This is a genomic window from Streptomyces malaysiense, assembly GCF_000980885.2.
Lineage (GTDB): Bacteria > Actinomycetota > Actinomycetes > Streptomycetales > Streptomycetaceae > Streptomyces > Streptomyces malaysiense.
Genome location: NZ_LBDA02000051.1, coordinates 1 through 22,402 on the forward strand (window position 1 = coordinate 1; position 22,402 = coordinate 22,402).

Annotated in this window: 22 protein-coding genes and 3 pseudogenes; 13 read left to right on the forward strand and 12 right to left on the reverse strand. The window is 68.7% G+C overall.

Annotated features, from left to right (window positions below):
- From VT52_RS21120 to VT52_RS38885, 3 genes are all read right to left on the reverse strand, one after another.
- Positions 1-252 (reverse strand): DUF6924 domain-containing protein (locus tag VT52_RS21120; protein WP_206306576.1); only part of this gene is annotated, 252 nt, incomplete at its 3' end.
- Between the two features lie 34 nt (positions 253-286).
- Positions 287-1,021, reverse strand: a complete 735-nt coding sequence (locus tag VT52_RS21125; protein WP_071387477.1) for a DUF6193 family natural product biosynthesis protein — start codon at positions 1,019-1,021, stop codon at positions 287-289.
- 161 nt (positions 1,022-1,182) lie between these two features.
- On the reverse strand, positions 1,183-1,359 hold the full coding sequence (locus VT52_RS38885) for a DUF6192 family protein (RefSeq protein WP_240509829.1): 177 nt from the start codon (positions 1,357-1,359) through the stop codon (positions 1,183-1,185).
- Between the two features lie 345 nt (positions 1,360-1,704).
- Between VT52_RS38885 and VT52_RS21135 the strand changes: the two genes are divergently transcribed.
- Complete coding sequence (locus VT52_RS21135; protein WP_167377719.1) at positions 1,705-2,115, forward strand: hypothetical protein; 411 nt, start codon at positions 1,705-1,707, stop codon at positions 2,113-2,115.
- An 82-nt stretch (positions 2,116-2,197) separates the two neighbouring features.
- On the opposite strand, the gene VT52_RS21140 is transcribed toward VT52_RS21135, so the two are convergent.
- Entirely contained in the window at positions 2,198-2,884 is a 687-nt protein-coding gene (locus VT52_RS21140; protein WP_240509830.1) for a transposase, read from the reverse strand.
- 484 nt (positions 2,885-3,368) lie between these two features.
- Between VT52_RS21140 and VT52_RS21145 the strand changes: the two genes are divergently transcribed.
- Positions 3,369-4,613, forward strand: coding sequence for an IS110 family RNA-guided transposase (locus VT52_RS21145; protein ID WP_071387479.1), 1,245 nt, complete (start codon positions 3,369-3,371; stop codon positions 4,611-4,613).
- Between the two features lie 73 nt (positions 4,614-4,686).
- Here VT52_RS21145 and VT52_RS39580 read toward each other — a convergent pair whose 3' ends face one another.
- Positions 4,687-5,391 carry a DUF6879 family protein gene (locus VT52_RS39580; RefSeq protein ID WP_071387480.1) on the reverse strand — a complete coding sequence of 235 codons (705 nt, stop codon included), beginning with the start codon at positions 5,389-5,391 and terminating at the stop codon, positions 4,687-4,689.
- Between the two features lie 207 nt (positions 5,392-5,598).
- Here VT52_RS39580 and VT52_RS21155 point away from each other — a divergent pair, with 207 nt between their 5' ends.
- From VT52_RS21155 to VT52_RS35850, 9 genes and pseudogenes are all read left to right on the forward strand, one after another.
- Entirely contained in the window at positions 5,599-7,116 is a 1,518-nt protein-coding gene (locus VT52_RS21155; protein ID WP_071387481.1) for a transferase, read from the forward strand.
- Positions 7,117-7,259: 143 nt separating this feature from the next.
- Positions 7,260-7,934, forward strand: coding sequence for a DUF4328 domain-containing protein (locus VT52_RS21160; RefSeq protein ID WP_240509831.1), 675 nt, complete (start codon positions 7,260-7,262; stop codon positions 7,932-7,934).
- A 31-nt stretch (positions 7,935-7,965) separates the two neighbouring features.
- On the forward strand, positions 7,966-8,478 hold the full coding sequence (locus VT52_RS21165) for a RipA family octameric membrane protein (protein ID WP_079175169.1): 513 nt from the start codon (positions 7,966-7,968) through the stop codon (positions 8,476-8,478).
- Positions 8,479-8,567: 89 nt separating this feature from the next.
- Positions 8,568-9,059, forward strand: coding sequence for a hypothetical protein (locus VT52_RS21170; protein WP_071387482.1), 492 nt, complete (start codon positions 8,568-8,570; stop codon positions 9,057-9,059).
- A 325-nt stretch (positions 9,060-9,384) separates the two neighbouring features.
- Positions 9,385-9,504 (forward strand): annotated as a pseudogene (locus VT52_RS39735) (IS30 family transposase); the annotation flags it as partial.
- Positions 9,497-9,701 (forward strand): annotated as a pseudogene (locus VT52_RS38895) (integrase core domain-containing protein); the annotation flags it as partial. The pseudogenes VT52_RS39735 and VT52_RS38895, both read left to right, overlap by 8 nt.
- Positions 9,702-10,390: 689 nt before the next feature.
- Positions 10,391-11,656 (forward strand): cytochrome P450 family protein, encoded by a 1,266-nt coding sequence (locus tag VT52_RS21175; protein WP_071387483.1) that lies wholly within the window; start codon positions 10,391-10,393, stop codon positions 11,654-11,656.
- Between the two features lie 194 nt (positions 11,657-11,850).
- A complete protein-coding gene (locus VT52_RS21180; RefSeq protein WP_071387484.1) occupies positions 11,851-12,030 on the forward strand; it encodes a transposase in 180 nt (59 codons plus the stop codon).
- A gap of 260 nt (positions 12,031-12,290) precedes the next feature.
- The gene (locus VT52_RS35850) at positions 12,291-12,857 is read left to right on the forward strand and encodes a DDE-type integrase/transposase/recombinase (protein ID WP_079175162.1); all 567 of its coding nucleotides are present in this window, start codon (positions 12,291-12,293) and stop codon (positions 12,855-12,857) included.
- A 132-nt stretch (positions 12,858-12,989) separates the two neighbouring features.
- On the opposite strand, the pseudogene VT52_RS21185 reads toward VT52_RS35850, so the two are convergent.
- Positions 12,990-13,444: pseudogene (locus VT52_RS21185) on the reverse strand (transposase); the annotation flags it as partial.
- A 370-nt stretch (positions 13,445-13,814) separates the two neighbouring features.
- Between VT52_RS21185 and VT52_RS21190 the strand changes: the two are divergent.
- Together VT52_RS21190 and VT52_RS21195 are read left to right on the forward strand one after the other, a co-directional pair.
- Complete coding sequence (locus VT52_RS21190) at positions 13,815-14,336, forward strand: hypothetical protein (RefSeq protein WP_071387485.1); 522 nt, start codon at positions 13,815-13,817, stop codon at positions 14,334-14,336.
- 523 nt (positions 14,337-14,859) lie between these two features.
- A complete protein-coding gene (locus VT52_RS21195; protein ID WP_071387486.1) occupies positions 14,860-16,104 on the forward strand; it encodes an IS110 family RNA-guided transposase in 1,245 nt (414 codons plus the stop codon).
- A 204-nt stretch (positions 16,105-16,308) separates the two neighbouring features.
- On the opposite strand, the gene hisC is transcribed toward VT52_RS21195, so the two are convergent.
- The 6 genes from hisC to VT52_RS21225 are packed head-to-tail and all read right to left on the reverse strand — an operon-like array spanning position 16,309 to position 22,400.
- Complete coding sequence (gene hisC, locus VT52_RS21200) at positions 16,309-17,376, reverse strand: histidinol-phosphate transaminase (protein WP_071387487.1); 1,068 nt, start codon at positions 17,374-17,376, stop codon at positions 16,309-16,311.
- Between the two features lie 46 nt (positions 17,377-17,422).
- Positions 17,423-18,715 carry an ATP-grasp domain-containing protein gene (locus tag VT52_RS21205; protein ID WP_071387488.1) on the reverse strand — a complete coding sequence of 431 codons (1,293 nt, stop codon included), beginning with the start codon at positions 18,713-18,715 and terminating at the stop codon, positions 17,423-17,425.
- Between the two features lie 31 nt (positions 18,716-18,746).
- Positions 18,747-19,586: a TauD/TfdA dioxygenase family protein gene (locus VT52_RS21210; RefSeq protein WP_071387489.1), complete on the reverse strand. Its 840-nt coding sequence runs from the start codon at positions 19,584-19,586 to the stop codon at positions 18,747-18,749.
- Positions 19,568-20,794, reverse strand: a complete 1,227-nt coding sequence (locus VT52_RS21215; protein ID WP_079175163.1) for an MFS transporter — start codon at positions 20,792-20,794, stop codon at positions 19,568-19,570. The genes VT52_RS21210 and VT52_RS21215 overlap by 19 nt, the downstream gene beginning before the upstream one ends.
- On the reverse strand, positions 20,791-22,194 hold the full coding sequence (locus VT52_RS21220) for an FAD-binding oxidoreductase (RefSeq protein ID WP_071387490.1): 1,404 nt from the start codon (positions 22,192-22,194) through the stop codon (positions 20,791-20,793). The genes VT52_RS21215 and VT52_RS21220 overlap by 4 nt, the downstream gene beginning before the upstream one ends.
- Positions 22,191-22,400 carry a ferredoxin gene (locus tag VT52_RS21225; RefSeq protein WP_071387491.1) on the reverse strand — a complete coding sequence of 70 codons (210 nt, stop codon included), beginning with the start codon at positions 22,398-22,400 and terminating at the stop codon, positions 22,191-22,193. The genes VT52_RS21220 and VT52_RS21225 overlap by 4 nt, the downstream gene beginning before the upstream one ends.
- Between the last annotated feature and the right edge of the window lie 2 nt (positions 22,401-22,402).

Sequence of the window (22,402 nt, forward strand, 5' to 3'; positions counted from 1 at the left end):
TCCCGCATCTCGGGGGAACCTCACGTCAGCGAGGAACACGTAGCACAGCTTGTCGTCGTCATCAGCGGCGACATCTGTGTCGACCAGCGCTTGAACACTGACATCGGTGAAGGAGGAGTCACTGACGAAAGTCGCGTTGCGGTAGTCGCCCGAGCCGTCGATCGCTGCTTGCACCGTCTCCCAGGCCGCCTCACTGCTGAAGTCGGTGCGCAGGACCAGCGAGGTCAGATCATCAGGTTGAGGCAAGTCCATGCACGTCATCCTTCCACCCGAGACCAGGCGCTTTTCAGGCGGCTCCAGAAGTGACAGGTCCAAGGCCGGAAGGCAGATGGCGCACGGCTGTCGACACGGCGTCCGCCACCGTGATCGTGTCGACGAGGACCTCACCCATGATGCTGGCACTGAGGGTGTAGCGGCTGTCCCGATGCGCGTCCAAGCAAAGCGGAATGACCGTGAGGCGAGGGCGGGTACTGGTGGAGAATCGTAGCGTCCAGTGGCTCGTGAACGGGTAGAGCCCCCGCAGTGCCGGTTCGGCATATGCCGCCTCCACAAGCGCGCGATACTCGGGCCAGTCCGCTTCGTCTGCCTCCGTGAGCAGGTGCTGCCACTCGGACTCGGCCAGTCGCACCGGATCGTGGTCGGCCACCTCGAAGCGGCCGGTGAGGTGCACGAACGACGCGGCTCGGGAGATTTCGGTCAGCGCTGCCCCGTCGTGCCAGGCTTGCGCCGCCCGGGCGACCTGGGCCAGGTCCTGCGTGGTTCCGTCGATCAGTGCCATGCCTTGGAATGACTCGCAGCCGCGGATTGACCACCGCCGTTCGGCTACCCACGCGGTGATCTCCAAGATCGTCCGTTGCGGAACGGTGCTCACGACGGCGGCATGACGCAGCAGGTCGGATTCCGAGGCGGTGAACGGGACCGAGAAGCCGTCCTTGATTGCGGCGGCTCGGAGCGCCGCGGCGAGGCTCCCTTCCATAGCGACGTCGGGATACAGAGCAGCGGGATCAGTTGACGTGGCCATGGATCTGATTCTGCCGCAGCGATCATCCCGTGGGTCTCGCGGACCAGGCACACGCACCACTCTTTGACCCGGGGAACGGCCCGGTAAGGCGGTCATCACGAGTAGCCCGTCTGCAGAACGACCTATCCAGGCGTACCGCTGCGGACCTGGCCTCATTGAGATCAGGCGGCAGCCAACCCGTAGTCCGGATAATCGTCGGCCATCGCCTTCGAGGCGACCGCGGGCCGGCGCAGGAAGTCCGTTGTCACCTTCGCCGCGACCTGGTCGTCGGCGGCCAGGTCGTGGATCGCGTCCACCTTCTCCTGGACGCTCTCGGGGGTGTCGACCTTCCAGCCCACTATCCGCTTCGCGCTGTCGTGCGTCCACGCGCTGGCCCCCGCGCGGATGGGCCGGAGGGCTGGCGACCGCCTCGAACCGCTCCTTCTCGTCCGGGATCGACGCGAGGATCTTGACTCGGGATCTCTGATCACCCGGGCCGCGATCACTCTGATGACCAGGCCCATCACCCGCCGGACCCCCTGCAAGAGGACAGCCCGCCTCCCGCGAGGCCAGCCGGGATAGCAGCTTGATCAACACAGGTGAAATTCCCTCACAAATAGTGCGTCATCACACAATGTTCTGATCTGCAGCATGTAGACGTATCGACGAGCCCCACTGAGCTCAGGGGCTCCCCTCTCGAAGAAATGAAGGAGACCTCAGTGGTCAAGTGCGCGTTGAAGTGCGGTTTCGTGGCCGCAGCGGCTGCGGCGATGCTGGTCGGCTCGGGCACCTTCGCCGCAGCCGACAGCACGGGAACGATGCACATCGTCGAGGGTCAGCTGGTCACGCTTCCCGCGTCGCCCGGCGGCGGCTACGCGGGGACCGCTGCGGCTTCGGCCAAGTGCCCGGCCGGGGAGGTCCTCACGGGCGGCGGAGCCGAGGTCAAGGCCGGGAACTCGTTCGTCCAGCGCTACAACCTCGGGGCAAGCAGGCCGATCGGTGGCGAGACATGGTGGGCCTATGCCACGAACTCGGACACCAGCAATCCGGGCACCATCCAGGCCTTCGCGGTCTGCGCGAAGGTGACCAACCTGGATGTGGTCCACACTCCCTGACGCGGCGCACGAATGAAGGGGCGGCACTCAGAGGGTGCCGCCCCTTCATTCGTCAGGCCGGCCTGCTCTGGTCCGCAGCACATCACAGGGGCCATAACCCAGTGGCATCACAGTGGTAGTTCTGCATCATGATCTGCCGCAGAGCCTGGACACGAGCACCGGACATGCGGTTCGGGCCGTGCTGGTGGAGGTGCTCCAGGAGCCGGACGGCGTCGTTTCCGGTGGCAAGGATCCGGGTCATGGGCTTGGTGGGGTTCTTCCCCAGGCGGACCGGCCGACCGTAGCGGTGCCCCCAGTCCGCATCCACCAATTCGTCCAACAGGTGCGGGGACGTGCCCGCGACCTCTTCGAGTGCGGCGCGAACCGCCTCGGTGATCAGCTCCAGGCGGGTGAGGTCACGCACCGCGGCCAGGACGTGAGTGGAGTCGGTGCGCTGCGTGGTGCTCTCGCGCACCAGTCCCACCTCCTTGAGCCGGGCCAGCGCGAGGTCCAAGAGGCGGTCGGCACGGCCGTCCTCAGCAAGACGATCACGGAAGTCGGTCAGCACGCCGTGGTGGAAGCCAGGATCGTCCAGCTCCATGGCCATCGCATATTTGAAGTCGATGCGGCAGCGGACCGCCTCGGCGGCCTGCCGGTCCGACAGGCCGAGCATGAACTGCAGCACGCAGACGGTGGCCAGCTGAGCTGGCGAAAGCCCCGGACGTCCGTCCCTGGGGTACCAGTCCGCGAAGTCCTCGTCGCGCCACAGCCCGTCCAGCCGGTCGCGCACCCATATCGCCGTCGTGCCACCCGGGTTGCTCGCCCGGGCAACCCGCGCGGTCAGAGGCGGAACGTGCTCGCCGGAACGGAGGCGCAGGGACAACGGGTACCTCGACAGCTTCATCGGTCGGCAAAACCACCCGAGCATGCCCGTCGACCATGCTGCCGCACCGGAAAACTCCAAGATCCCCGACAGCGATCCAGCGCGGCTTCGCCGTGCGCCGGGGGCACAGTAAATGGGTCGGTATGCGCCGCGCGCGACCTTGACCGCCCTGCCGCGGGAACGGTCGCGTCGGGACAGTGGAACTGTTCGTTCCGGACGAGACCGATGACTCTGTGATGCCTCCGAGCTCGCACGACAGCGTGGTACTGAGGGCCGTCCACGGGAACCGTGGAGTGTTGCCATGAGCACGCGCGTCAGATTCTGCGTACTGCCTTGGCCCTCCCGGAACGGCACCAGGCAATGAGAACCGAACGGGATCGGAGCCGTGGCCATGGACGTCCTTCACGAACGCTGCGCCGGAATCGACATCAGCAAACGAGATGCCAAGGGATGCGTGCGTACCCCCAGTCCCAGGCGGAAGGGGACGTTCACCCAGCAGACCACGACCTTCGGTGCCACCACCAACGCCATCCTCGACCTGCGCGAACACCTCCTCGGCGCGGGGGTCACCCTGGTGGTCATGGAGGCGACCGGCGATTACTGGAAGCCCTTCTACTACCTGCTGGCCGAGGAACTGAACGTCATCCTGGTCAACGCCCGTCAGGTGAAGAACCTGCCCGGCCGCAAGACCGACGTCTCCGACGCTGCGTGGCTGGCCCAACTCGGCTCCCACGGCCTGGTCCGCGCCTCCTTCGTGCCTCCGCAGCCGGTACGCGAGCTGCGGGATCTCACCCGGACCCGCACCCAGCTCACCCGCGAACGCGCCCAGGTCGCACAGCGCCTGGAGAAGCTGCTGGAAGACGCCGGCATCAAGCTCTCCGCCGTCGTCTCCGATCTGATGGGGGTCTCCGGCCGCGCCATGCTCCAGGCACTGATCGACGGGCAACGTGATCCGCACATCCTGGCCGACCTCGCCAAACGCCGCATGCGCAGCAAGATTCCCGAGCTGAACCAGGCGCTGACCGGTCGCTTCCGCGAGCACCACGCCTTCCTGACCCGTCTCTATCTCGATCAGTACGACCAGCTGTCCGGCGCCATCAAACAGCTGACCGTCCGGATCGAGGAGGCGATGAGCCCTTTCCGCCCGGCGCTGGACCTGCTGGACACGATTCCCGGGGTGAACCAGGCAGTGGCCGAGGTGATCGTGGCGGAGACCGGAGGTGACATGACCCGGTTCCGCTCGGCCCAACACCTGGCCTCCTGGTCCGGGTTGTGTCCGGGGCACCATGAATCGGCGGGCCGGGTCCGCAGCACCCGGGTCCGACCCGGCAACCCCTATCTCAAGGGAGCCCTCGGGATGGCCGCGTTCGGAGCGGCACGGACCAAGGGCTCCTTCCTGCAGGCACGCTACAAGCGGTTGACCGCCCGCCGTGGCCCGATCAAGGCACTGGTCGCCGTCGAGCACTCGATCATCATCGCGGTCTGGCACATGCTCAGCGACAACGTGCCCTACCACGAGCTCGGCGGCGACTACTTCACCCGGCGGGACCCCGAACGAGCCGCACGCCGAGCCGTATCCCGACTGAACGATCTCGGATACCGCGTCACCCTCGACCCGATGGAGGCCGCCGGGTGAACAGGGGGGAAGGGGCCCGGCGGACAGACCCGACCGGGCCGACACTCCTGCCCGAATGAGCCCCCACCTGCTGTTATTTACGCGTCAGAGTCAAGCTCAGGCGCTCCACGGCTTCGCGCAGGGCCTGCGGATGGCGGACCCGTGGCTGGACGGGCCAGGTGGGGCGGTGGGCGAGGGCGAGGCCGATGTCGTAGCCCAGGTCGAGGGCCTGGCACATCCAGTGGTCGGCGTCCCGGAGTTCACCGCGGCGAAGGTGGAACAGGTGCAGGCAGTAGGCGGCGGTGGCGTCGCTGGCACCTGCGGCGTACTGCCACCACCACAGCGCTCCTTCCGGCTTCTTCGCGAGGTTGAGCAGGCAGCCGAAGTGCAAGGCGCCGTCGATGTCGACCAGGCCGCCCGCGATGCCGGCCAGGTGCTCGGCGGCCTGGCTGCTGCGCAGGAGGCGTACGGACAGGGCCTTCAAGGTCGCCTCGGCGGCGTCAAGGCGGGTGAGGTGATCGGCGTGGTCGGTGGCCAGTTCCCACACCGATCGGAACGCCTCTGCGCACAGCTTGACCGCCTGCGGGTCGTCGGTGTGGTCGGGCTCGTGGGCGTGGCCGTCACCGGAGAACAGGTTCCAGCGCACGAGTCGGCCGTCGATGAGCCAGAAGTCGTTGCCGGGCAGGGCGAGGATGGAGGCGCGGCTGCGGGGAAGCCAGCGGACCTGTTCGTCGGCGCGGCAGTTGGCGTCGGTGATGGCGTGCTCGAAGCGGATGCAGTCGGTGACGGGCTCGGACACGGTCGGGCAGGGGCTGGCGGATGCAGGGCATGCCGAGGAAGGTCTGCTGGACAGCGCCCGGGGGTGCGGCGGCGGCTTTTCATTTGGCCGTTTATGGGAAGCACCCAGCCTCACAGAAGTCGGGGCTGACAGCCCGTGGGGCGAGGTGGTAGTACGGGACGCGGTCCGCCGGGTGACGGTACCGGCGAGACGGGGGGGTGAGCCGAGGTGTCCTCGCGCTTACGGGCGTCGGCCCGGCTGAGCACGGCGGTTGCGATCGTTACGGCCTATGTCGCGCTGCACCTGGCAATCAGCGCGGGCCTGGATTTGCGGGCCTGCGACCGCTTCCATGACGCCCCGGCACGGGCCGCCGCGTTCACCGCCGCGCTGGACCAGTACGCCGCCGGCGAGATGTCCGCGCGCGCCGAGATCCGCGCGGGCGACACGTGGTTCAAGGAGAACGCCCCGCCGGGAGCCGGCCGCTCCACAGTCTCCGCCGCCACGGGTGACGTCGAGAAGGGCCGGGTCTCCCTCGCCCGCGAGCGGGCCGCCGGGCTGGCGGCGGATGTCGAACGGGACCGGGCGCGGCTCGACCGGAAACTCGGCTCGTCGCGCGCGACCGCGCTGTACTGGGCAGTGCCCGCCGCGCTGCTGCTCGGGGTGGCGCTGTGGCTGCGGCGGCAGCGCCGGTCGGGCGCCGCAGAGATCATCAGCGTGGTCAGCTGGTTCGCGCTGCGTCAGCCGTGGTGGCAGCGTCCGTTGTTCCTGCTGGCCAGCGGTGCCGGATATGTGCTGTTCGCGGCGGGTTTTTTCGCCGTGAGCACGGCGCAGCGGCGGGGCTACACCATGCCACCGATAACCATGGTGGGGTTGCTGGTCGGGGGCCTGGCCGCGGCGGGGGCCGGGGTCCTGAGCCTGCGCTACACACGCCCGCGCGCGGCGCGCGGCGCGGCCCAGGCCCTGCTGGCCGACGGCCGCCGACCTGTGCTCTATCTGCGCAGCTTCGCCGACGACGAGACCGCGGCCCAGGTCGACGACTCGTCGGCCTTCGTCAGCATCCACTCGCGGGAGGAGCAGCTCACGGGGGCGTTGGGCGCCGTCGGGCCCGTGATCACTGTGGGCAGACCCGGAGAGCCGCTGCCGCGCCTGGGCGCGGCGCGGTTCTACCTGCCGCTCGACGACTGGCAGCCGACGGTGCTGCGGCTGATGGAGCTGTCCCAGCTCATCGTGCTGCGCCTGGGGTTGGGCGAGGGACTGTGGTGGGAGGTCCAGCAGGCCCGTGCCACCCAGCCCGCGCGCAAGCTCGTTCTGCTGGCGCCGGGCGGGCTGCCGGATCTGGTCGAGCGGCTGGACGAGTACCTGCCGACCCCGTCCGGGCTGGCCGAAATTGCCGGTAACGATCCCTGGACCGGCGCCGTCATCACCTTCGACGCCGAGTGGACACCTCAGGTGCACCCGGTGGGGCCCGTGCCCCGTGCCGCGCTCCCGCGGGGCGCGCTGTTGCGCCGCGGTGCCCGCGCCGTGAAGGCCGGTTGGACGGTGATGTTCATGTACACGCCCGCGCACCACCTGGCCCGCGCCATCAAGGACGCCCTGGCGTCCGTCGGGATCCGCAAGCGGACGATGGCCTGGCGGGCCATCTTCGCCCTGCAGACATCGTTATGGAAGGGGTTCGCATTGGTCACGGCCCTGGCCCTGCTGGGCTGGCTCGTGGGCCGGGCGCTGCAACTCGTCGGTATCAGTTAGGGCCGTTCCGTTACCACTGTCCCGCGTGACGTCCCAGGAATCCGGGGACATAACAAGGCAGCGGCCAGTAGCATCCCATCCCACGCAATGCACGGCGGGTCGACAATCTTCGGGGGAAGATCATGGACGGTCCACAGCAAGGCATGCCGACGAACGCGAGCCCGCTCGCCGCGGAGCGGCCCAGGGCGGTGACCGGGGTGGCCACCACCGTGACGGTACTGATCTCGTTGGAGCTCGTGCGTGAGTTATTGGTCACGGTGGCCGGCTGGCGCCTCTACTTTCTCGTCCACGACTATTTGGCCGGGAGGGCGACGGCCGCGGACGTGCTGGCCGCCGACTCCGATGCCCTCGCGAAGCTGGGGTCGGTCTGGGTGTTGGTGCTGGTATGGGTCGCGGCCGGCATCGCTTGGCTCGTCTGGCTGTGGCGGGCCCGGATCAACTCCGAGCTGATGAGCGGTGCCGCCGCGCACCGCCGGGCCCGGGGCTGGGTGGTGGGCGGCTGGACGGTCCCGGTAGCCAACCTGTGGATCCCCTACCAGGTCGTGTCGGACGTCTGGCGGGCCAGCGCCCCCCGGCGGTCCGTCCCCGTCACCTTGATCAGCGCCTGGTGGGCGCTGTACGCGGTCGCCAACGTCATCGTCAAGCCGATCCAGTGGCGCGTGTCCTCGCAGTTGGACAGCGAGCACCAGGTGCTTGCCAACGCGAACCTGTGCACCCTGCTCACGGCTCTCTACGTGGCGGCCGGCCTACTCCTCATCCTCATCGTCAGGCGCGTCACCGCGTGGCAGACCTACGGGCATGCCGGAAACGCGGTCTGAGGCCCCGCAACGACAAGCGGAGATGCCCATCTTGGCCGGAATCAGTGACTCGCTGTGGAACGAGGACGTCGACGCGGAGAACTTCCGCGACCCGGCCGCGACGTATCACGCCGCGGTCTTCGAGCAGTACAAACTGTGCGTGGAGATGGCCGACCGGGTCAGTGCCCGGCGCAACCTCGCCAACACCTTCTTCCTGACCCTCCACAGCACTCTCCTCGTCTTCCTCAGTACCTGGCTGGCCCAGGAGCACCACCGCGGGACTCCGGTCGTACTCGCGCTCGCGGCGCTGCTGGTCCTGCTGGGCATGTGCGCCACCTGGTGGATCACCGTCCGTTCCTACCAGCAGTTGAACAAAGGCAAGTTCGAGGTGATCGGAGCGTTCGAGGAGCGCCTGCCGGCCCGAGCCTTCGTGGCCGCCGAATGGCGCGCTCTCGGCGAGGGGCAGGACTGGCGCGTCTATCTCCCGCTCAACCGTGTCGAACGCTGGATTCCTCTCCTCTTCGCCGTGGCCTACCTTCTGGGCTTCGCCGCCGTCGCGCTGTGACGGCGGCGACACCAGCTATCGCCCACGCCCCGCCACCGGAGCGGGTTAGGGTGAAGGGCAAAGCGCCTCGGCCGGAAGCGGGCTGCCACATGGTCACCATCGCCGTCACCGGACACATGGACCTGGCCGACCAGGCAGTCGGTCGGATCCGCACAGACCTTCGTGAGCTCCTGACCGACCTGCATGACGGCGCCCTGGTGGGGCGCTCGTGCCTGGCCCGCGGTGCCGACACGCTCTTCGCCGAGGAGATCCTCTCGCTCGGCGGCCGACTGTCGGCGATCATCCCGTCCCGGGACTATCGGGACGCGGTGGTCCGCCCCGCAGACCTCGCCGAGTTCGACGCTCTACGCGACGCCGCCGCCGAAGTGGTGGTCCTGCCGTACGAGCACGCTGACCGCGCCGCCTACGAAGCGGCCAATCGCCGGCTTCTCCAGGGCGCGGACCGCCTCGTCGCCGTTTGGGACGGCAGCGCCCCCACAGGTCGTGGCGGCGGTACGGCAGACACGGTGGCCGCGGCCCGCTTGGCCGGGTTGGCCGTCGATGTCGTGTGGCCCGTCGGTGCGTTCAGGTCCGACACCTAACACCTGTGCCCGGTTCCGGACCGCCAGAACACGGCACGGCCCGGCTACAGTTGGCTGACATCCTGTCTGGTCCAGCGCGGCGGTGAATGACCTGGAGGGCCTCCGGTCACTCCTCCTGGCCGTCGTCATCGGTCCAGCTCGACCGCGTCCGCCACACTCAGACAAGCCCGGGAGAACGACCACCAGGAGCACGGCGTTGCGCGGGTCGGCGGTGACGCGGTCGGGTGAATTCAACTGATCGTCGCAACACCTTTGATCGCAGAGGTGTGCAGTGGGACTACCGAGGAAGCAGATGCCGCAGGCGCCACCCGGTGCGCGGCGGCAATGGTCCGCGGAAGACCTCGAAGCCGTGGCGTACACACTCAACAATCGGCCCCGCAAGACCCTCGGCTGGAAGACCCCGGCCGAGGTCTTCGATGAACGGCTACCCTCACTTCAACGCGCTCGCCGAGAGCTTCAACGCGGCCCTCAAACACGAGACGCTCCGCGGCGCCCGCCGCTTCGACGGGGCCCGCGCCTGTCGCCTGGCGGTCTTCCGCCGGACCAACCCGCTACAACACCCGCCGGCGGCACTCCGCGAACGGACAGCAGGCACCGATCGCCTACGAACAGCAGTCAGCTACCCTGACACTCGCCGCATGACGACACGAACAGGTGTCCCCCCTCGGGGACAAGACCCCTCTGTGCTACCGAGAGGCCCTGCCTTCACGCCCCCGCGCGGCCACAATCACCTGAACAGCACACCCGTACGGAACCCCCAGCCCCACACTCGGTTTAGAGAAGCCCTCTAAAGCTGGTCTGCGTCTGCTGCGGCTCGAACGGCACACTGACAGTCCGCAGCGCGGACTTCGAAGGCGCCCTTCGAGCCGCCTGCCGAAGCCGCAGAGGGGAAGCCGGAACGTGCCCGGGGGACACATGTGGAGGAGGGCCCTCTGCCGCAGTGGGGCGCAGGCCTGTCCGATCTGGGCATGGTTGCGCAGATGTTCTGCGGGATGTCTTCCCCAACGCTGAAGACACAGGCCGCCATGCGGCTCGCACGTGCTCGCCAGAAGCTCCCGAACCGTTGTTCCCGGGTGTGTGGTGCTCTTCCACGATGGACGCCCTGCCAGGCTGTTCCGACTGTCGGATTACTCTGACGATGTTCGCTTTGCCATGATCGCCATGTCAACTGTGAGTTGAGTTTGGTGCACAGAGAGCTTATCGGTCCAGGGCCGGGCCGGGGTTGACCCAGCTCAGGGGCGATGCGTCATGATGCGAGGGCGCCCAGCTGCCGGTGCAGCCGCCCGCTAGGCCGGGGCGTCCCAGCCACGACCTGAAAGGGCACAACCACCATGCCGGACAGCACCACTTTCGACCGAGCGGCCTCGCTGGCCGCCGACCCCTACAGGACTTTGGCCCTGCTACGGCACGACGCTCCCGTAAGTCCGGTCACCGGGCCGGACGGACTGCGTTTCTGGCTCGTCACCCGCTACACCGACGTCAAAGCAGCCTTGGGCGACCCCCGGTTGTCCCTGGACCGCCGCAGTGCGCTGCCCGGCCAGTATCGGGGCATGTCGCTGCCTCCGGCACTGGACGCGAACCTGCTCAACATGGACCCACCCGACCACACCCGTATACGCCGCCTGATCGGTCCGGCGTTCAGCGGCCGCCGTGTAGAACAGTTACGACCCTCGATCCAGCGGATCGCCGACGAACTCATCGACCACATCGCCCCGCTGGGCCGTGCGGACCTGGTGAGCTCCTACGCCGCTCCACTGCCAATCGCGGTCATCTGCGATCTGCTCGGCGTTCCTGCGGTATGCCGCCCCGATTTCCGCGCCTGGACCGACGCCCTGACCGCTCCTGACCCCACCCAGCCTGAACGGGCCAAGAACGCGGTCGCCGGCCTGTGGCGGTTCTTCACCGAGCTCATCGCTCACAAGCGCCGTCAAGGCGGCGACGACCTGCTCACCGATCTGATCGCCGCTCGTGACCGCGACGACCGGCTAACCGAGGACGAGCTGACCTCACTGGCATTCCTGATCCTCTTCGCCGGGTACGAGAACACCGTCCATCTGATCGGCAACGCCGTCCTGGCTCTGCTGGACCACCCCGAGCAAGCCGCGCTGCTGCGTGAGGACCCGGGTCTGATACACGACATGGTGGAGGAACTGCTGCGATACGACGGGCCGGCGCCGCTGGCGATCCGCCGCTTTCCCACCGAGGACGTCGAGATTGGCGGTGTGCACATCCCCGCGGGGGAGACCGTACTGCTGTCCCTGGCCTCCGCCAACCGAGACCCCGCCCACTTCGCCGCCCCCGAGACCTTGAACGCATGCCGGGCCTCGGGAGGGCATCTTGCGCTCGGGCACGGCATCCACTACTGCCTGGGCGCGCCCTTGGCCCGTCTGGAGACTGCCATCGCCCTGGAAACAGTGTTCCGACGCTTGCCTGGCCTCGCGCTGGAGGGTCCGCGGGACAAAGTGCGCTGGCGTCCGTCCATGCGATCGCGCGGCTTGCTCTCGCTCAATGTGGTGTTCGGCACCGGAAACGCCACTGGGCGTGATACATCAGCCGGAACACCTCTTGGCGAAGGCGAGAATCGTGTCAGCCGCTGAGAGTCGAATCGCCGACCGGCATGAGCAGGGAGGACGCGGCTGAGACCGAGGAGGAGATGAAAGTCCTGGCCGCCATGCGCGACGCCCGGGTGCGGGCGATCGCGTTGCGTGCCGTCGGTCTGCCCCGTGAGGGGCCACGAAGTTTCCGGACAGGCATCCAATAGGGTTGTCCTGAACAAGGAAACGAGGAAGAAGTGGCGCTACCCAGTAAGTACTCGTCGGAGTTCCGTGAGGAAGCCGTCCAGATCGCATTGAGGTCCAGCAAGACGATCTCCGAAGTCGCCCGGGAGCTTGAACTGAACCCGGAGACGCTACGCGGCTGGGTGAAGAAGTATCAGAAGCAGCAGGAACCGGCGCCCCCGATGCGGAACTGACAATGAACGAGCGGGCGTGCCTGAAGGAACTCGAACGACGTAACCGTGAGCTGGAGATGGAAGTTACCTTCCTGAAAAAAGCCGCAGCGTACTTCGCGAAGGATCCCCGGTAGCAAGCAAGTACGAGTTCATCGACGAGATGCGGCTCGACACCGAGAAGTACGCATAAAGCGTCGAGTTCATGTGCGGTCGGCTCGGCGCCTCCAGATCCGGCTACTACGACTGGAGATCTCGCCCGGAATCCGCGACAGCTCAGCGGCGTGAAGAACTCAAATTGCTCATCGAGAAAGCCTTCGACATGTCCCGACAGCACCTACGGGCACCGGCGCATCCAGGCTCAGCTGCACCGCTGGGGCGTCGCCGCGGGCGTGGAGCTGGTCCGCCGTCTCATGCGCGAACTGGGCCTGGCGCCCTGCCTGCCACGGCCGAAGAGGTTCAGCCTCACTCGGGCTGCGACCGGGGAAGGCTGGCTGTACCTCGCAACGGTCATCGACTGCTGCACGAAGGAAGTAATCGGCTATGCGATGGACGACCAGTATCAAACTCCACTGATATCCAGGGAAATCCGCAACGCGGCACGGAATAGGCAGCTCTCGGCCGGTGCCATATTTCACTCCGAACGCGGAAGTAACTACATGTCAGCCGAGCTCGGGAAGACGCTCGACCGGTTCGGACTCCGCAGGTCTTCCGGTCGCACCGGGATCTGTTTCGACAACGCCATGGCCGAATCATTCTTCGGCGCCCTGAAGAACGAGCGTGTATCGAGGGTGACTTACCTGACCCGCGAGGCCGCCCGGCAGGACATCACTCGTTACATCGAATTCTGATACAATCGCAAACGTCTCCATTCGGCGGTGGGTTACCGCCCTCCGCGCGAAGTCCACGCCGAGTACGAGAAGTTGCGAATCGCCGCGTGAAATGAACGGCCAGAAGCCTGTCCGGGAAACGCGTGGCCCCTCAGTCAGGCGGGTCACGGTCGCGGCGGACAGGCCGGCGGTTCCGCCGAGGAACTGCTCCAGCACGGGCACGAAGTCGCCGGAGGACAGTCCGTGCAGGTAGAGCAGTGGCAGCACCTCGGAGATCTTCGGCGACTTGCGGCACCACGGCGGAAGGATTCTGGAGGAGAACCGCTTGCGCTCCCCTGTCTCCTCATCGATGCGGCGGTCGTTGATCCGCGGCGCGGCGACCTCGACCGGGCCGGCTGCGGTAACCACGATGCGGGGCCGGTGGTGGCCGTTGCGGACGACCAGGCGACGGCCCGCCTCGCCGGTCTCGCCAGCCAACTCGGCCATGTACTGGGTTGACTTCGGCTTTCCAGCGCCGCGGCCAGCATCCGGCGGGCGCCCTCGCGGACGATCTCGTCGATCAGGGAGCCGGACTCGGCGGAACCGTCGACATTCACTACGCTGAGCACGGGCGTGCCTTCCCGACCCGCGCTGCGAACGCGGGCCTACTCGGTGACCATCAAAGGATCATTCGGGAAGGTACGCCCTTCGCGTCCCTCCCGGAACCGATCCACAGGTCTTGAGCATCGCTCCACACAGGGCGGCGTCCTTCCCTCCCGATAGTGATCACGGAGTCTCGGCGGCGAGGCCGCATCCCGAACCGCCATGCCATCGGATGACACGGCTCGGCCAGACGAGTGGCAGCGGCCGCCGCAAGCCGGTGCTGTCGGAACCGGTGTTCCAGGATCAGTCCCGCAGCCGTCTCCGACGGCAGCTGCTCTCCACCGCGTCCGTGCCGTGTGATCGGATCGACCACGGCTGTTCGAGGAGTCTCACCCCATGCGTTCACGCGTCATCGCCGTCACGGCCGCCGCCCTCGCGGCCACCGCGGCACTCGCGCAACCCGCCCACGCCGCCCCGCTCGTCGACGGGGTCTACCGGTTCGCGGCTCTCACGGACGGCAAGTGTCTGGTCTGGCCCAAGACACACGCGAGTGTCGGCGTGGTGTCGCTGGGCGCCTGCGCCGGGACCGCGTCGACCTCGGCGAACTGGCAGGTGCTGAGCCGCCCGGACGGAACGATGGAAGCTTCCCCGTCAGGCTCGGACCCGCGCACCTGCCTGAAGGTGACATCGCAGCACAGCGTGTCGGTCAGCAGCTGCGGTGGCAGGTACACCGAGTGGACCTTCTCCTACGGCTCCGACGGGCCCGGCAGCGTGGTGTGGGCCGACATCGAGCACACGCCCGGCGACTTCTCCCCCTCGTACGGAAAGATCGTGGACGATCCCGGCGTGACCGGCCGGATCGTGGTGAGGCGGGCACCCATCGAACCGCACTACTGGGCATTGCAGCCGGCCGGATAGGAGTCGTCGGGCCGAACGCGGGCCCGGACGCCCGATGACCCTTGCCCTCTCGTGTTGCAGGTGGCGCTGCACCCGGTACACCGCCCTGCGGGGAGCCTTTGGCAGCTGGTCAGTAACTCCCCGCAGGGCATCAGCAGCATCCACGTTCGGCTGCCGCCCTTTCCAGATGGCGGCCTCGTTGCATGTCTTAGCTTGACTCTGACGCGTAAATAACAGCAGGTCAGCGATCCAGCGCACCTTCGGTGCGCGCCGGGGGCGTGGTAAATGCCGTGGCGCGCGCCGGGGTGCTTCCTGTCTGCCCTGACGGGGGTTGATGCCGGTCCGGGACGCTGGTGGGGTTCGTTCCGGCCGAAGCCGATTGCTCTGTGATGCCGGTGAGCTCGCAGGTCAGCGTGGCGCTGAGGGTTGTCCACGGGAACCGTGGAGTGTTGCTGCGAAGCACGGGCGTCAGAATTCCTGTTCCACCCTGGCCCTCCCGGAACGGCGTACTGCTTGGCCGTTCGGTGAGGGAGGGAGCGGGGCCGTGGACGTGCTGCACGAACGCTGCGCCGGTGTGGACATCAGCAAGAAGGACGCCAAGGCGTGTGTCCGCAGCCCGAGTACGAAACGGCGAGGCTCGTTCACCAACGAGACCACGGCCTGGGGCTCGACCACGAACGCCGTGCTCGCCCTGCGGGATCATCTGGTCGCCGCCGAGGTCACCCTCGTCGTGATCGAAGCGACCTCGGACTACTGGAAGCCGTTCTACCACCTGCTGGCCGAGGACCTGAACGTGATCCTGGTCAACGCCCGGCAGGCCAAGAACCTGCCCGGCCGCAAGACGGATGTCTCCGACGCCGCCTGGCTGGCCCAGCTGGGCGCGCACGGCCTGGTCCGTCCCTCGTTCGTGCCACCCGCACCGGTGCGCGAACTGCGGGACCTGACCCGGGCCCGCACCCAGATGACCCGCGAACGCGGGCAGATCGTCCAGCGGCTGGAGAAACTGCTGGAGGACACCGGGATCAAACTCGCCGCGGTCGCCTCCGACATCATGGGCGTCTCGGGCCGGGCCATGCTGGAGGCCCTCATCCGCGGCGAGCGCGACCCGCAGACGCTGGCGGACCTGGCCAAACGCAAGCTCCGCAACAAGATCCCCGAACTCACCGAGGCCCTGACCGGCCGTTTCCGCGACCACCACGCCTTCCTCACCCGGCTGCACCTGGACCACTACGACCAGCTCACCGACGCCATCGGACAGCTGGACGAACGGATCGAGGAGGCGATGGCCCCCTTCCGAGGCGCCCTCGACCTGCTCGACACCGTCCCTGGCATCAACCAGGCCGTCGCCGAGGTGATCATCGCGGAGACCGGCGGCGACATGGCCCGCTTCGCCTCGGCCGGGCACCTCGCGTCCTGGGCCGGGGTCTGCCCCGGCCACCACGAGTCCGCCGGCCGCACCAAGAACACCAAGGTCCGCCCCGGCAACCCCTACCTCAAGGGCGCCCTCGGCCTGGCCGCCTTCGGCGCGGTGCGAACCAAGGACACCTACCTGCAGGCCCGCTACAAACGGCTGACCTCACGTCGCGGCCCGCTGCGGGCCCTGGTCGCCGTCGAACACTCGATCATCACCGCGATCTGGCACATGCTCACCGACAACGTCCCTTACCACGAGCTCGGCGGCACCTACTTCACCCAGCGCGACCCCGAACGCGCCACCCGCCGCGCGATCAACCAGCTCAACCAGCTCGGCTACACCGTCACCCTCAACCCGAGGGAGCAGCCAGCCTGACCGACGACCCCGGACACCCGGCGACCCCACGGCCACCGGGCGTCCAGTGCTGCCCACACCGACCCTGACCTGCACCTATTTACGCGTCAGAGTCAAGCTCAGGTCCTGGTCATCTTGCTGTCACAGTCACACCTGGTTCTTGGCATGCGGACGTGTGCTACCAGCCTCGGGGAGTCGAGGTACGGGTATGACCGACGAGTCGACTTACCCGTGCAGTGTGATCGCAGCGAACTCTTCCGCCGCCTGCAGGAAGACGTCGTTCTCGTGCCGCAGACCGACTGTGACCCGTATCCCCTCGTTCCCGAAGAGCCGGACCACGACACCGCGTCGAGCACAGAACGCGGCGAAGTCGCCGGACCTGTAACCCAGGGCAAGCCAAAGGAAGTTCGCCTGGGACGCCGGGACACGCAAGCCCGCCCTCAGCAGCGCCTCCCGCACTCGTTCTCGTTCCGCCGCCACGGTCCGGCAGCGCTCGCCCACCCCCTCGGTGTCCGCCAGTGCGGCTATCGCCGCCGCCTGTGCCGGCCGACCGACCGCGAAAGGGACCGCCACCTTGTTGACCGCCGAGACGACGGCGGGCGCCCCGACGCAGTACCCGACCCGAATGCCGGCGAGCCCATAGGCCTTGGAGAAGGTCCGCAGGACGGCCACGTTCTCGTGCTCACGGGTGAGCAGGACGCCGTCTAGTACGTCTGGGTCCGTCACGAACTCACGGTACGCCTCGTCCAGGACCACGAGGACGTCGTCGGGGACCCGCTCCACGAACTCGCGCACCTCTCGGGCGCTCACCGCCGTGCCGGTGGGGTTGTTGGGGTTGCAGACGAAGACCACGCGGGTCGCCGGGGAGAGGGCGTCCGCCATGGCGGTGAGGTCATGGCGGTGCTCAGCATCCAGTGGGACGGTACGGGCGTGCACCCCGGCGACCCGTGCGAATACGGGGTACGCCTCGAACGAACGCCAGGCGCACAACACTTCGTCACCTGCTGCGCAGTAAGCCTGGACGAGCTGCTGGCACAGGCTCACCGAACCGCAGCCGATCGCGAGCGAGGACTCCGGGACCCGCAGCTCGTCGGCGAGTCGGGCCACCAGGTCCTCGGAGAACCACTGCGGGTACCGGTTTCCCTCGGCTGCGGCCCGGGTGACCGCCTCGACGACCGAGGGCAGCGGCGGCAGGGAGCTCTCGTTCGAGTTGAGCAGGATCGTGCCCGGAGGCTGGCCGGGAATGATGTAGTCGGGGATGCTGGCCAGATCGGCTCGGGTGGGAACACCCATGGGGCAGCTTCCTTTCGTGCGTGCGGCGTGGGGCTATACGGCCGGCTCAGCGCTTCGCCCCGGCCGGCTCGGCGAGCCGGAAGAGTCCGTCCTGCAGGCCCTGTATGCGCCGGTGGTCGGCGAGCAGGTCCTCGGGGTGCTCCCCGACCAGAAAGACCCGCAGCGGGCTGGAGAGCAGATCGGTGGTCGGGCGCATCCGGTCACCGGGGCGAAGCCGGGGCACGGCCAGGCGGACCGTGCGCAGGGCGGCGATCCGGGCGAGGACGTCCTCGTCGATCTCCTCGACGATTCCCTCCCGGGTGGTCTGCCCGTGCACGACGAGAGCTTCCCGGTGCTTTCGGTACATCGTGCGGCCGGCATACCTGCGCTGGAACTCCTCGGGCCGTACGCAGGCGAGGGCGAGCAGGTCCGCCTGGTTTCCGTCCATGCAGGTGTCGTGGACGGCGGGCACCATGTCTCCGTTGAGCCGGGCCCCGACCTCGACGAGTGCGGGGCCCTCGGGGGTCAGCACGACCTCGGCGTGGGCGGCGCCGAAGCGGATGCCGAGGGCGTCGAGAACGCGGTCCACGTAGTCGACGAGGACGGGCACCTCGGGGCTGTCCGGGTCGAGCAGGATGTCCTTGTCGTAGATCCGCTTGGTCCCGGTCTCCGTCTTCTCGTACCGCCACACCCCGCACACATGGCGCCCGCCGCCGGGGCCCCGGACGACGTCCACGATGTACTCGGGGCCCCGCAGGAAGGACTGCGCGAGGACTTCGGCGTTGCGGCGCTCGAAGATGTCGTAGGCTCCGAGCACGGCGGCCGCGGCGGTGCGGATCTCCTCGGCGCTGCGGCAGATCGAGACACCGTCGGTGGAGGCCGAGCTGAGCGGCTTGACCACCACGGGGTAACCGGCGTCGCGCTCGGCCCAGTCGACGATCTCGGCGGCGTCCGCGGACTTCAGCTGCCGGGCGCACCGCAGCCCGGCGGCCCGCAGTGACTCGATCATCCGGTGCTTGTCGCGGCGCACGGCCGAGGTCGCGGCCGGGTTGCCGGGCAGGCCCAGCCGCTCGGCGACAGCGTCGGCCGGAGGGACGCCGGTCTCCTGACCAGGCAGGACGCCGACGGGGGCGTAGGCGGCGAGTTCCTTGACGGTGCGGTCCCAGTCGCCGGTGCCGTGCACCACGTTGGCGATGTACGGCCCGAGGTCCGGGGGCGGTACCGAGGCGAGGAACTCCGGGGTGGACTGGAGGTGGACGACGTCGGCGCCGAGCCGCCGGAGCGCGGCGGGCAGGAACTTGCCGATCGAGTACCCGTCGACGACGACGCCGACGGGACGGCTCGGGGCGGGGTGGCTCATGGAAGGTCGGGTCCTTTCCGTGCGCGGCTGGTCAGGCGGCGGCGACGCTGATGCGGTGCACGGTCCGGCCGACGCCCTCCGGGAGGTGGGTCGCCCGGTGGTAGGTGGTCGCGGTCTTCCAGATCAGCAGGTCGTCGCGCGTCCAGTGGTGTTCGTAGACATGCGCGGGGTCCTGCACCAGGGAGTCGACCAGGTCGAAGAACTCCTCGTTGCCGTTGGCGTCAAGACCGACGACCGCTTCCATGTACTCGCGGGCGGCATACAGGAAGTGCCGGCCGGTGAAGGCGTCGCGGCGGACGACGGGGTGCTCGACCGCCGGGTACTCGTGCGCGACCAGGGCCCGCATCTCGGCGATGGACAGGCCCACGTGGCGGGGCTCGATGCGCTGCTGCCTGGTCAGGGTGTGGCGTCCGGTGAGGCCCTCCAGGCGGGCCTTCCACTCCTCGGGCAGCCGGTCGTGGACGTCGGCGGCGGACGCGAAGAGGGTGTGGCCGTGCTCCGCGGGCACGTTCACCCCGTGCAGCACCGTGTACTCGGCCGGACGCGCGTTGTACGACGAGTCCTGGTGCCAGAAGTTTCCGACCCGGGGGACGCCGACAGGCTTGTTCTTCCGGCGCTCGTTGGAGGAGACGAGGATCTCGGCGAACTCCGGGTGGCGCCAGTCGCTCAGCAGGAAGGGGACGGGGGTGCCGAGGCGGGCGGCGAGCCCTATCTGCTGCTCGGGTGTCAGCCGGATGTCCCGGAGCACCACCAGGTCGCGCCGGTGGACGGAGTCGACGACGTCTGCGAAGAGTTCCTCGCTCCGCAGGTCCTCGTAGGTGACTCCGGTGTATTCGACGCCGATGAACGGGGTCAGATCGCGTCGGTGCATGAGGGTTCCTCCTTGTACCAGGTGTGGGGGCTGCTGCGGGCCACCGTCAGCAGGAGCCAGGCGACGCACAGGGCGCCGCCCGCGACGGCCCACGGGATGCCGGGGGCGGACGGCCGGGCGAGCAGCAGAGAGAGGTGAGGCGCCAGGATGAAGGCGATGTTGACGCCGGTGGAGTAGAGAGCGAGGTTGCGGTCCGCCGAGTCCTCGCCGGACAGCTCGCTGACGTAGCCGAGGAGCCCCGGAAACACGACGATCTCCCCGGCAGTCCACACGAGCGTGGACAGGACGAGCAGCGGACCCGATCCCGACAGCGCCATCGACAGGAAGCCGGCGCCCGCGAGGCCGTAGCCGAGGAGCAGGGTGGGCAGGTGTCCCGTCCTGGCCATCCGTACGTTGAGAGGGACCTCGAACAGGACGATGCCCGCCGCGTTGACGGCGAAGACGACGCCCGCCCAGTACCCGGGCAGCCCCAGTCCGACGATGACGTAGGTGGAGACGAAGACGGACGGCAGCGAGTAGGCGAGCTGGACGGGCAACGAGAGACCGAAGATCGTCCAGAAACGGGTCCGCTCGTACCGTGTGCGCGGGACGACACCGGTCTTCGGGGTGTCGCGTCCTGCCGGGGCCACGGACGGCGCTCCACGGGAGCGTGTCGCGAGGTGTCCGGCGGCGGCCAGGGCGCAGCCGGCGTTCGCCCAGAACACCAGCCGCGGCTCGACGGCGAAGAGCAGCCCGCCGGCGAGGGGCCCGGCGGCCATCCCGAGGTTGATGGCGAGCCGGTAGCAGGAGAACGCGACCTTCCGCTCCTCGGAACCGGCGGCGGCGACGGTCGCCGAGTACGCGGCCGGGGTGAAGATCTCGTATGCGAAGCCCCACACGACGACGGAGGCGACCAGCGGCGCCACGCCGTGCAGGAAGGGGAACACGGCCAGGACCGCCCCGTTGAGGACCAGGCCGCCCAGCATCAGCGCACGGGCGGTCACCCTGCCGAGCAGGACGCTCGCCGCCAGGTCGGCGCCGAGGGCGCCCACGCCGAAGCAGACGAGGACGCTGCCGGTCGTGCCCCTGCCGAGCCCCTCGTGCACCAGCAGGTGGGCGGCGAGGAACGGGTAGGCCATGGTGCCGGTGCGGAAGATCAGGGTGGTGAAGAACAGAGTGCGCAGGGGTGCGGGGAGCCCCGTGACTGCGCGGACGGTACGGGTGATCACGGAGTGCGCCCGCCAGCCGGGCGCCGGCGGGCGAACAACGCGCCCGGATTGAACAGGCCCGCGGGGTCGAGGGCGTCCTTCAGCTGCCGGTGGACCCGCATCGACACGGGCCCAAGCTCCCTCTCCAGCCACTCGGTCTTGAGCTTGCCGACGCCGTGCTCGCCGGTGACGGTGCCGCCGAGCGACAGGGCAAGGGCGAGGATGGCGTCGAAGGCGCCGCGGGCACGGGCGTACTGCTCCGCCGAGGCCCCGTCGTACAGGACGGTGGGGTGCATGTTGCCGTCGCCCGCGTGGCCTACGACGGCCACGGTCAGCCCGGCCTGCGCCCCGATCCTCTCGCAGCCAGCCATAAGTTCGGCGATCCGGGTGCGGGGCACCGCCACGTCCTCGGTCATGCAGGCTCCGCGCGCCTCCAGTGCCGGCAGGGACACCCGGCGGGCCCGGAGCAGGAGACCACCCTCGGCCGGGTCCGTGGTCGCGTGCGTCCATTGCGCGCCGGTGTCCTTGAACAGCCGTTCCATGGCGTCCAGTTCGGCGGAGGCTGGCTCGCCGCCCGCGTCGGACTGGCACAGCAGCAGGGCGCTGCTGTCGCCCGCGCCGAGGTCCGCCCGCAGGAACTCGGCGGACGCCCGCAGGGAGGTGGCGTCCATGATCTCCATCAGGGAGGGCATCAGCCCGGCCCGGACCACGCGGTTGACGGCCTCCCCGGCCCGCTCCACGGAGTCGAAGGCGGCGACGATCGTGCCCGGCGCGGCGGGCAGCGGACGCAGCTTCAGCGTCGCCTCGGTGATGATCCCGAGCGTGCCCTCGCTGCCGACGAACAGCCGGGTCAGGTCGTAACCGGCCACGCCCTTGACGGTTCTGCGGCCCGTGGTGAGCAACGAGCCATCGGCCAGGACGACTTCGAGGCCGAAGACGGCGTCGCTGGTCACGCCGTACTTTCCGCAGCACAGGCCGCCGGCGTCCGTGGCGAGGTTGCCGCCGAGCGTGCACCATTCGAGGCTGGAGGGGTCCGGCGGGTAGAAGAGGCTGTGCGCGGCGGCGGCGTCCCGGAGCGTCCGGTTGACGACTCCGGGCTGGACGACGGCCAGGCGGTTGTCCGCGTCGAGTTCGAGGATCCGGTCCATCCGGGTGGTGACCAGGAGGACGCACCCGTCCACCGCGTTGGCGCCGCCGGTCAGACCGCTGCCCGCACCGCGCGGGACGACGGGTACGTCGGCTTCGGCACACGCGCGGACGCAGGCCTGCACCTCGGCGGTGTCGGCGGGCAGCACTACGGCGAGGGGGCGGCCCGCCGGGGCGAGCGGCATCATGTCGCGGGCGTAGCCCTCGGTCGCGTCCGGATCGGTGAGCACGGCGGCGTCGCCCACCGAGTCCCGCAGCCGCTGTATCAGGCTCACGGGGTTCCGTCCTCGCCGCCGACGAGGATCGCGCGGGCCGGGCAGAGGTCCGCCGCCTCGTGGACGGCGTCGGCGAGCGCAGCGCCCGGCTCGGTGTCGAGCAGCACGACGACGCCGTCACTCTCGTCCTGGTCGAAGACCTCGGGTGCCGACAGGACGCAGTGCCCGGCTCCGACACATCGCTCGGGTTCGAGGGTGATCTTCAAGG

Bases quoted from the DNA above. Each gene is read 5' to 3' on its own strand.
- VT52_RS21170 (WP_071387482.1), top strand. From the start codon at position 8,568: ATGGTCACCATCGCCGTCACCGGACACATGGACCTGGCCGACCAGGCA.
- VT52_RS21160 (WP_240509831.1), top strand. From the start codon at position 7,260: ATGCCGACGAACGCGAGCCCGCTCGCCGCGGAGCGGCCCAGGGCGGTG.
- VT52_RS21205 (WP_071387488.1), bottom strand. From the start codon at position 18,715: ATGAGCCACCCCGCCCCGAGCCGTCCCGTCGGCGTCGTCGTCGACGGG.
- VT52_RS21125 (WP_071387477.1), bottom strand. From the start codon at position 1,021: ATGGCCACGTCAACTGATCCCGCTGCTCTGTATCCCGACGTCGCTATG.
- VT52_RS21190 (WP_071387485.1), top strand. From the start codon at position 13,815: ATGCGTTCACGCGTCATCGCCGTCACGGCCGCCGCCCTCGCGGCCACC.
- hisC (WP_071387487.1), bottom strand. From the start codon at position 17,376: ATGGGTGTTCCCACCCGAGCCGATCTGGCCAGCATCCCCGACTACATC.
- VT52_RS21210 (WP_071387489.1), bottom strand. From the start codon at position 19,586: ATGCACCGACGCGATCTGACCCCGTTCATCGGCGTCGAATACACCGGA.
- VT52_RS21175 (WP_071387483.1), top strand. From the start codon at position 10,391: ATGCCGGACAGCACCACTTTCGACCGAGCGGCCTCGCTGGCCGCCGAC.
- VT52_RS21135 (WP_167377719.1), top strand. From the start codon at position 1,705: ATGAAGGAGACCTCAGTGGTCAAGTGCGCGTTGAAGTGCGGTTTCGTG.
- VT52_RS21145 (WP_071387479.1), top strand. From the start codon at position 3,369: ATGGACGTCCTTCACGAACGCTGCGCCGGAATCGACATCAGCAAACGA.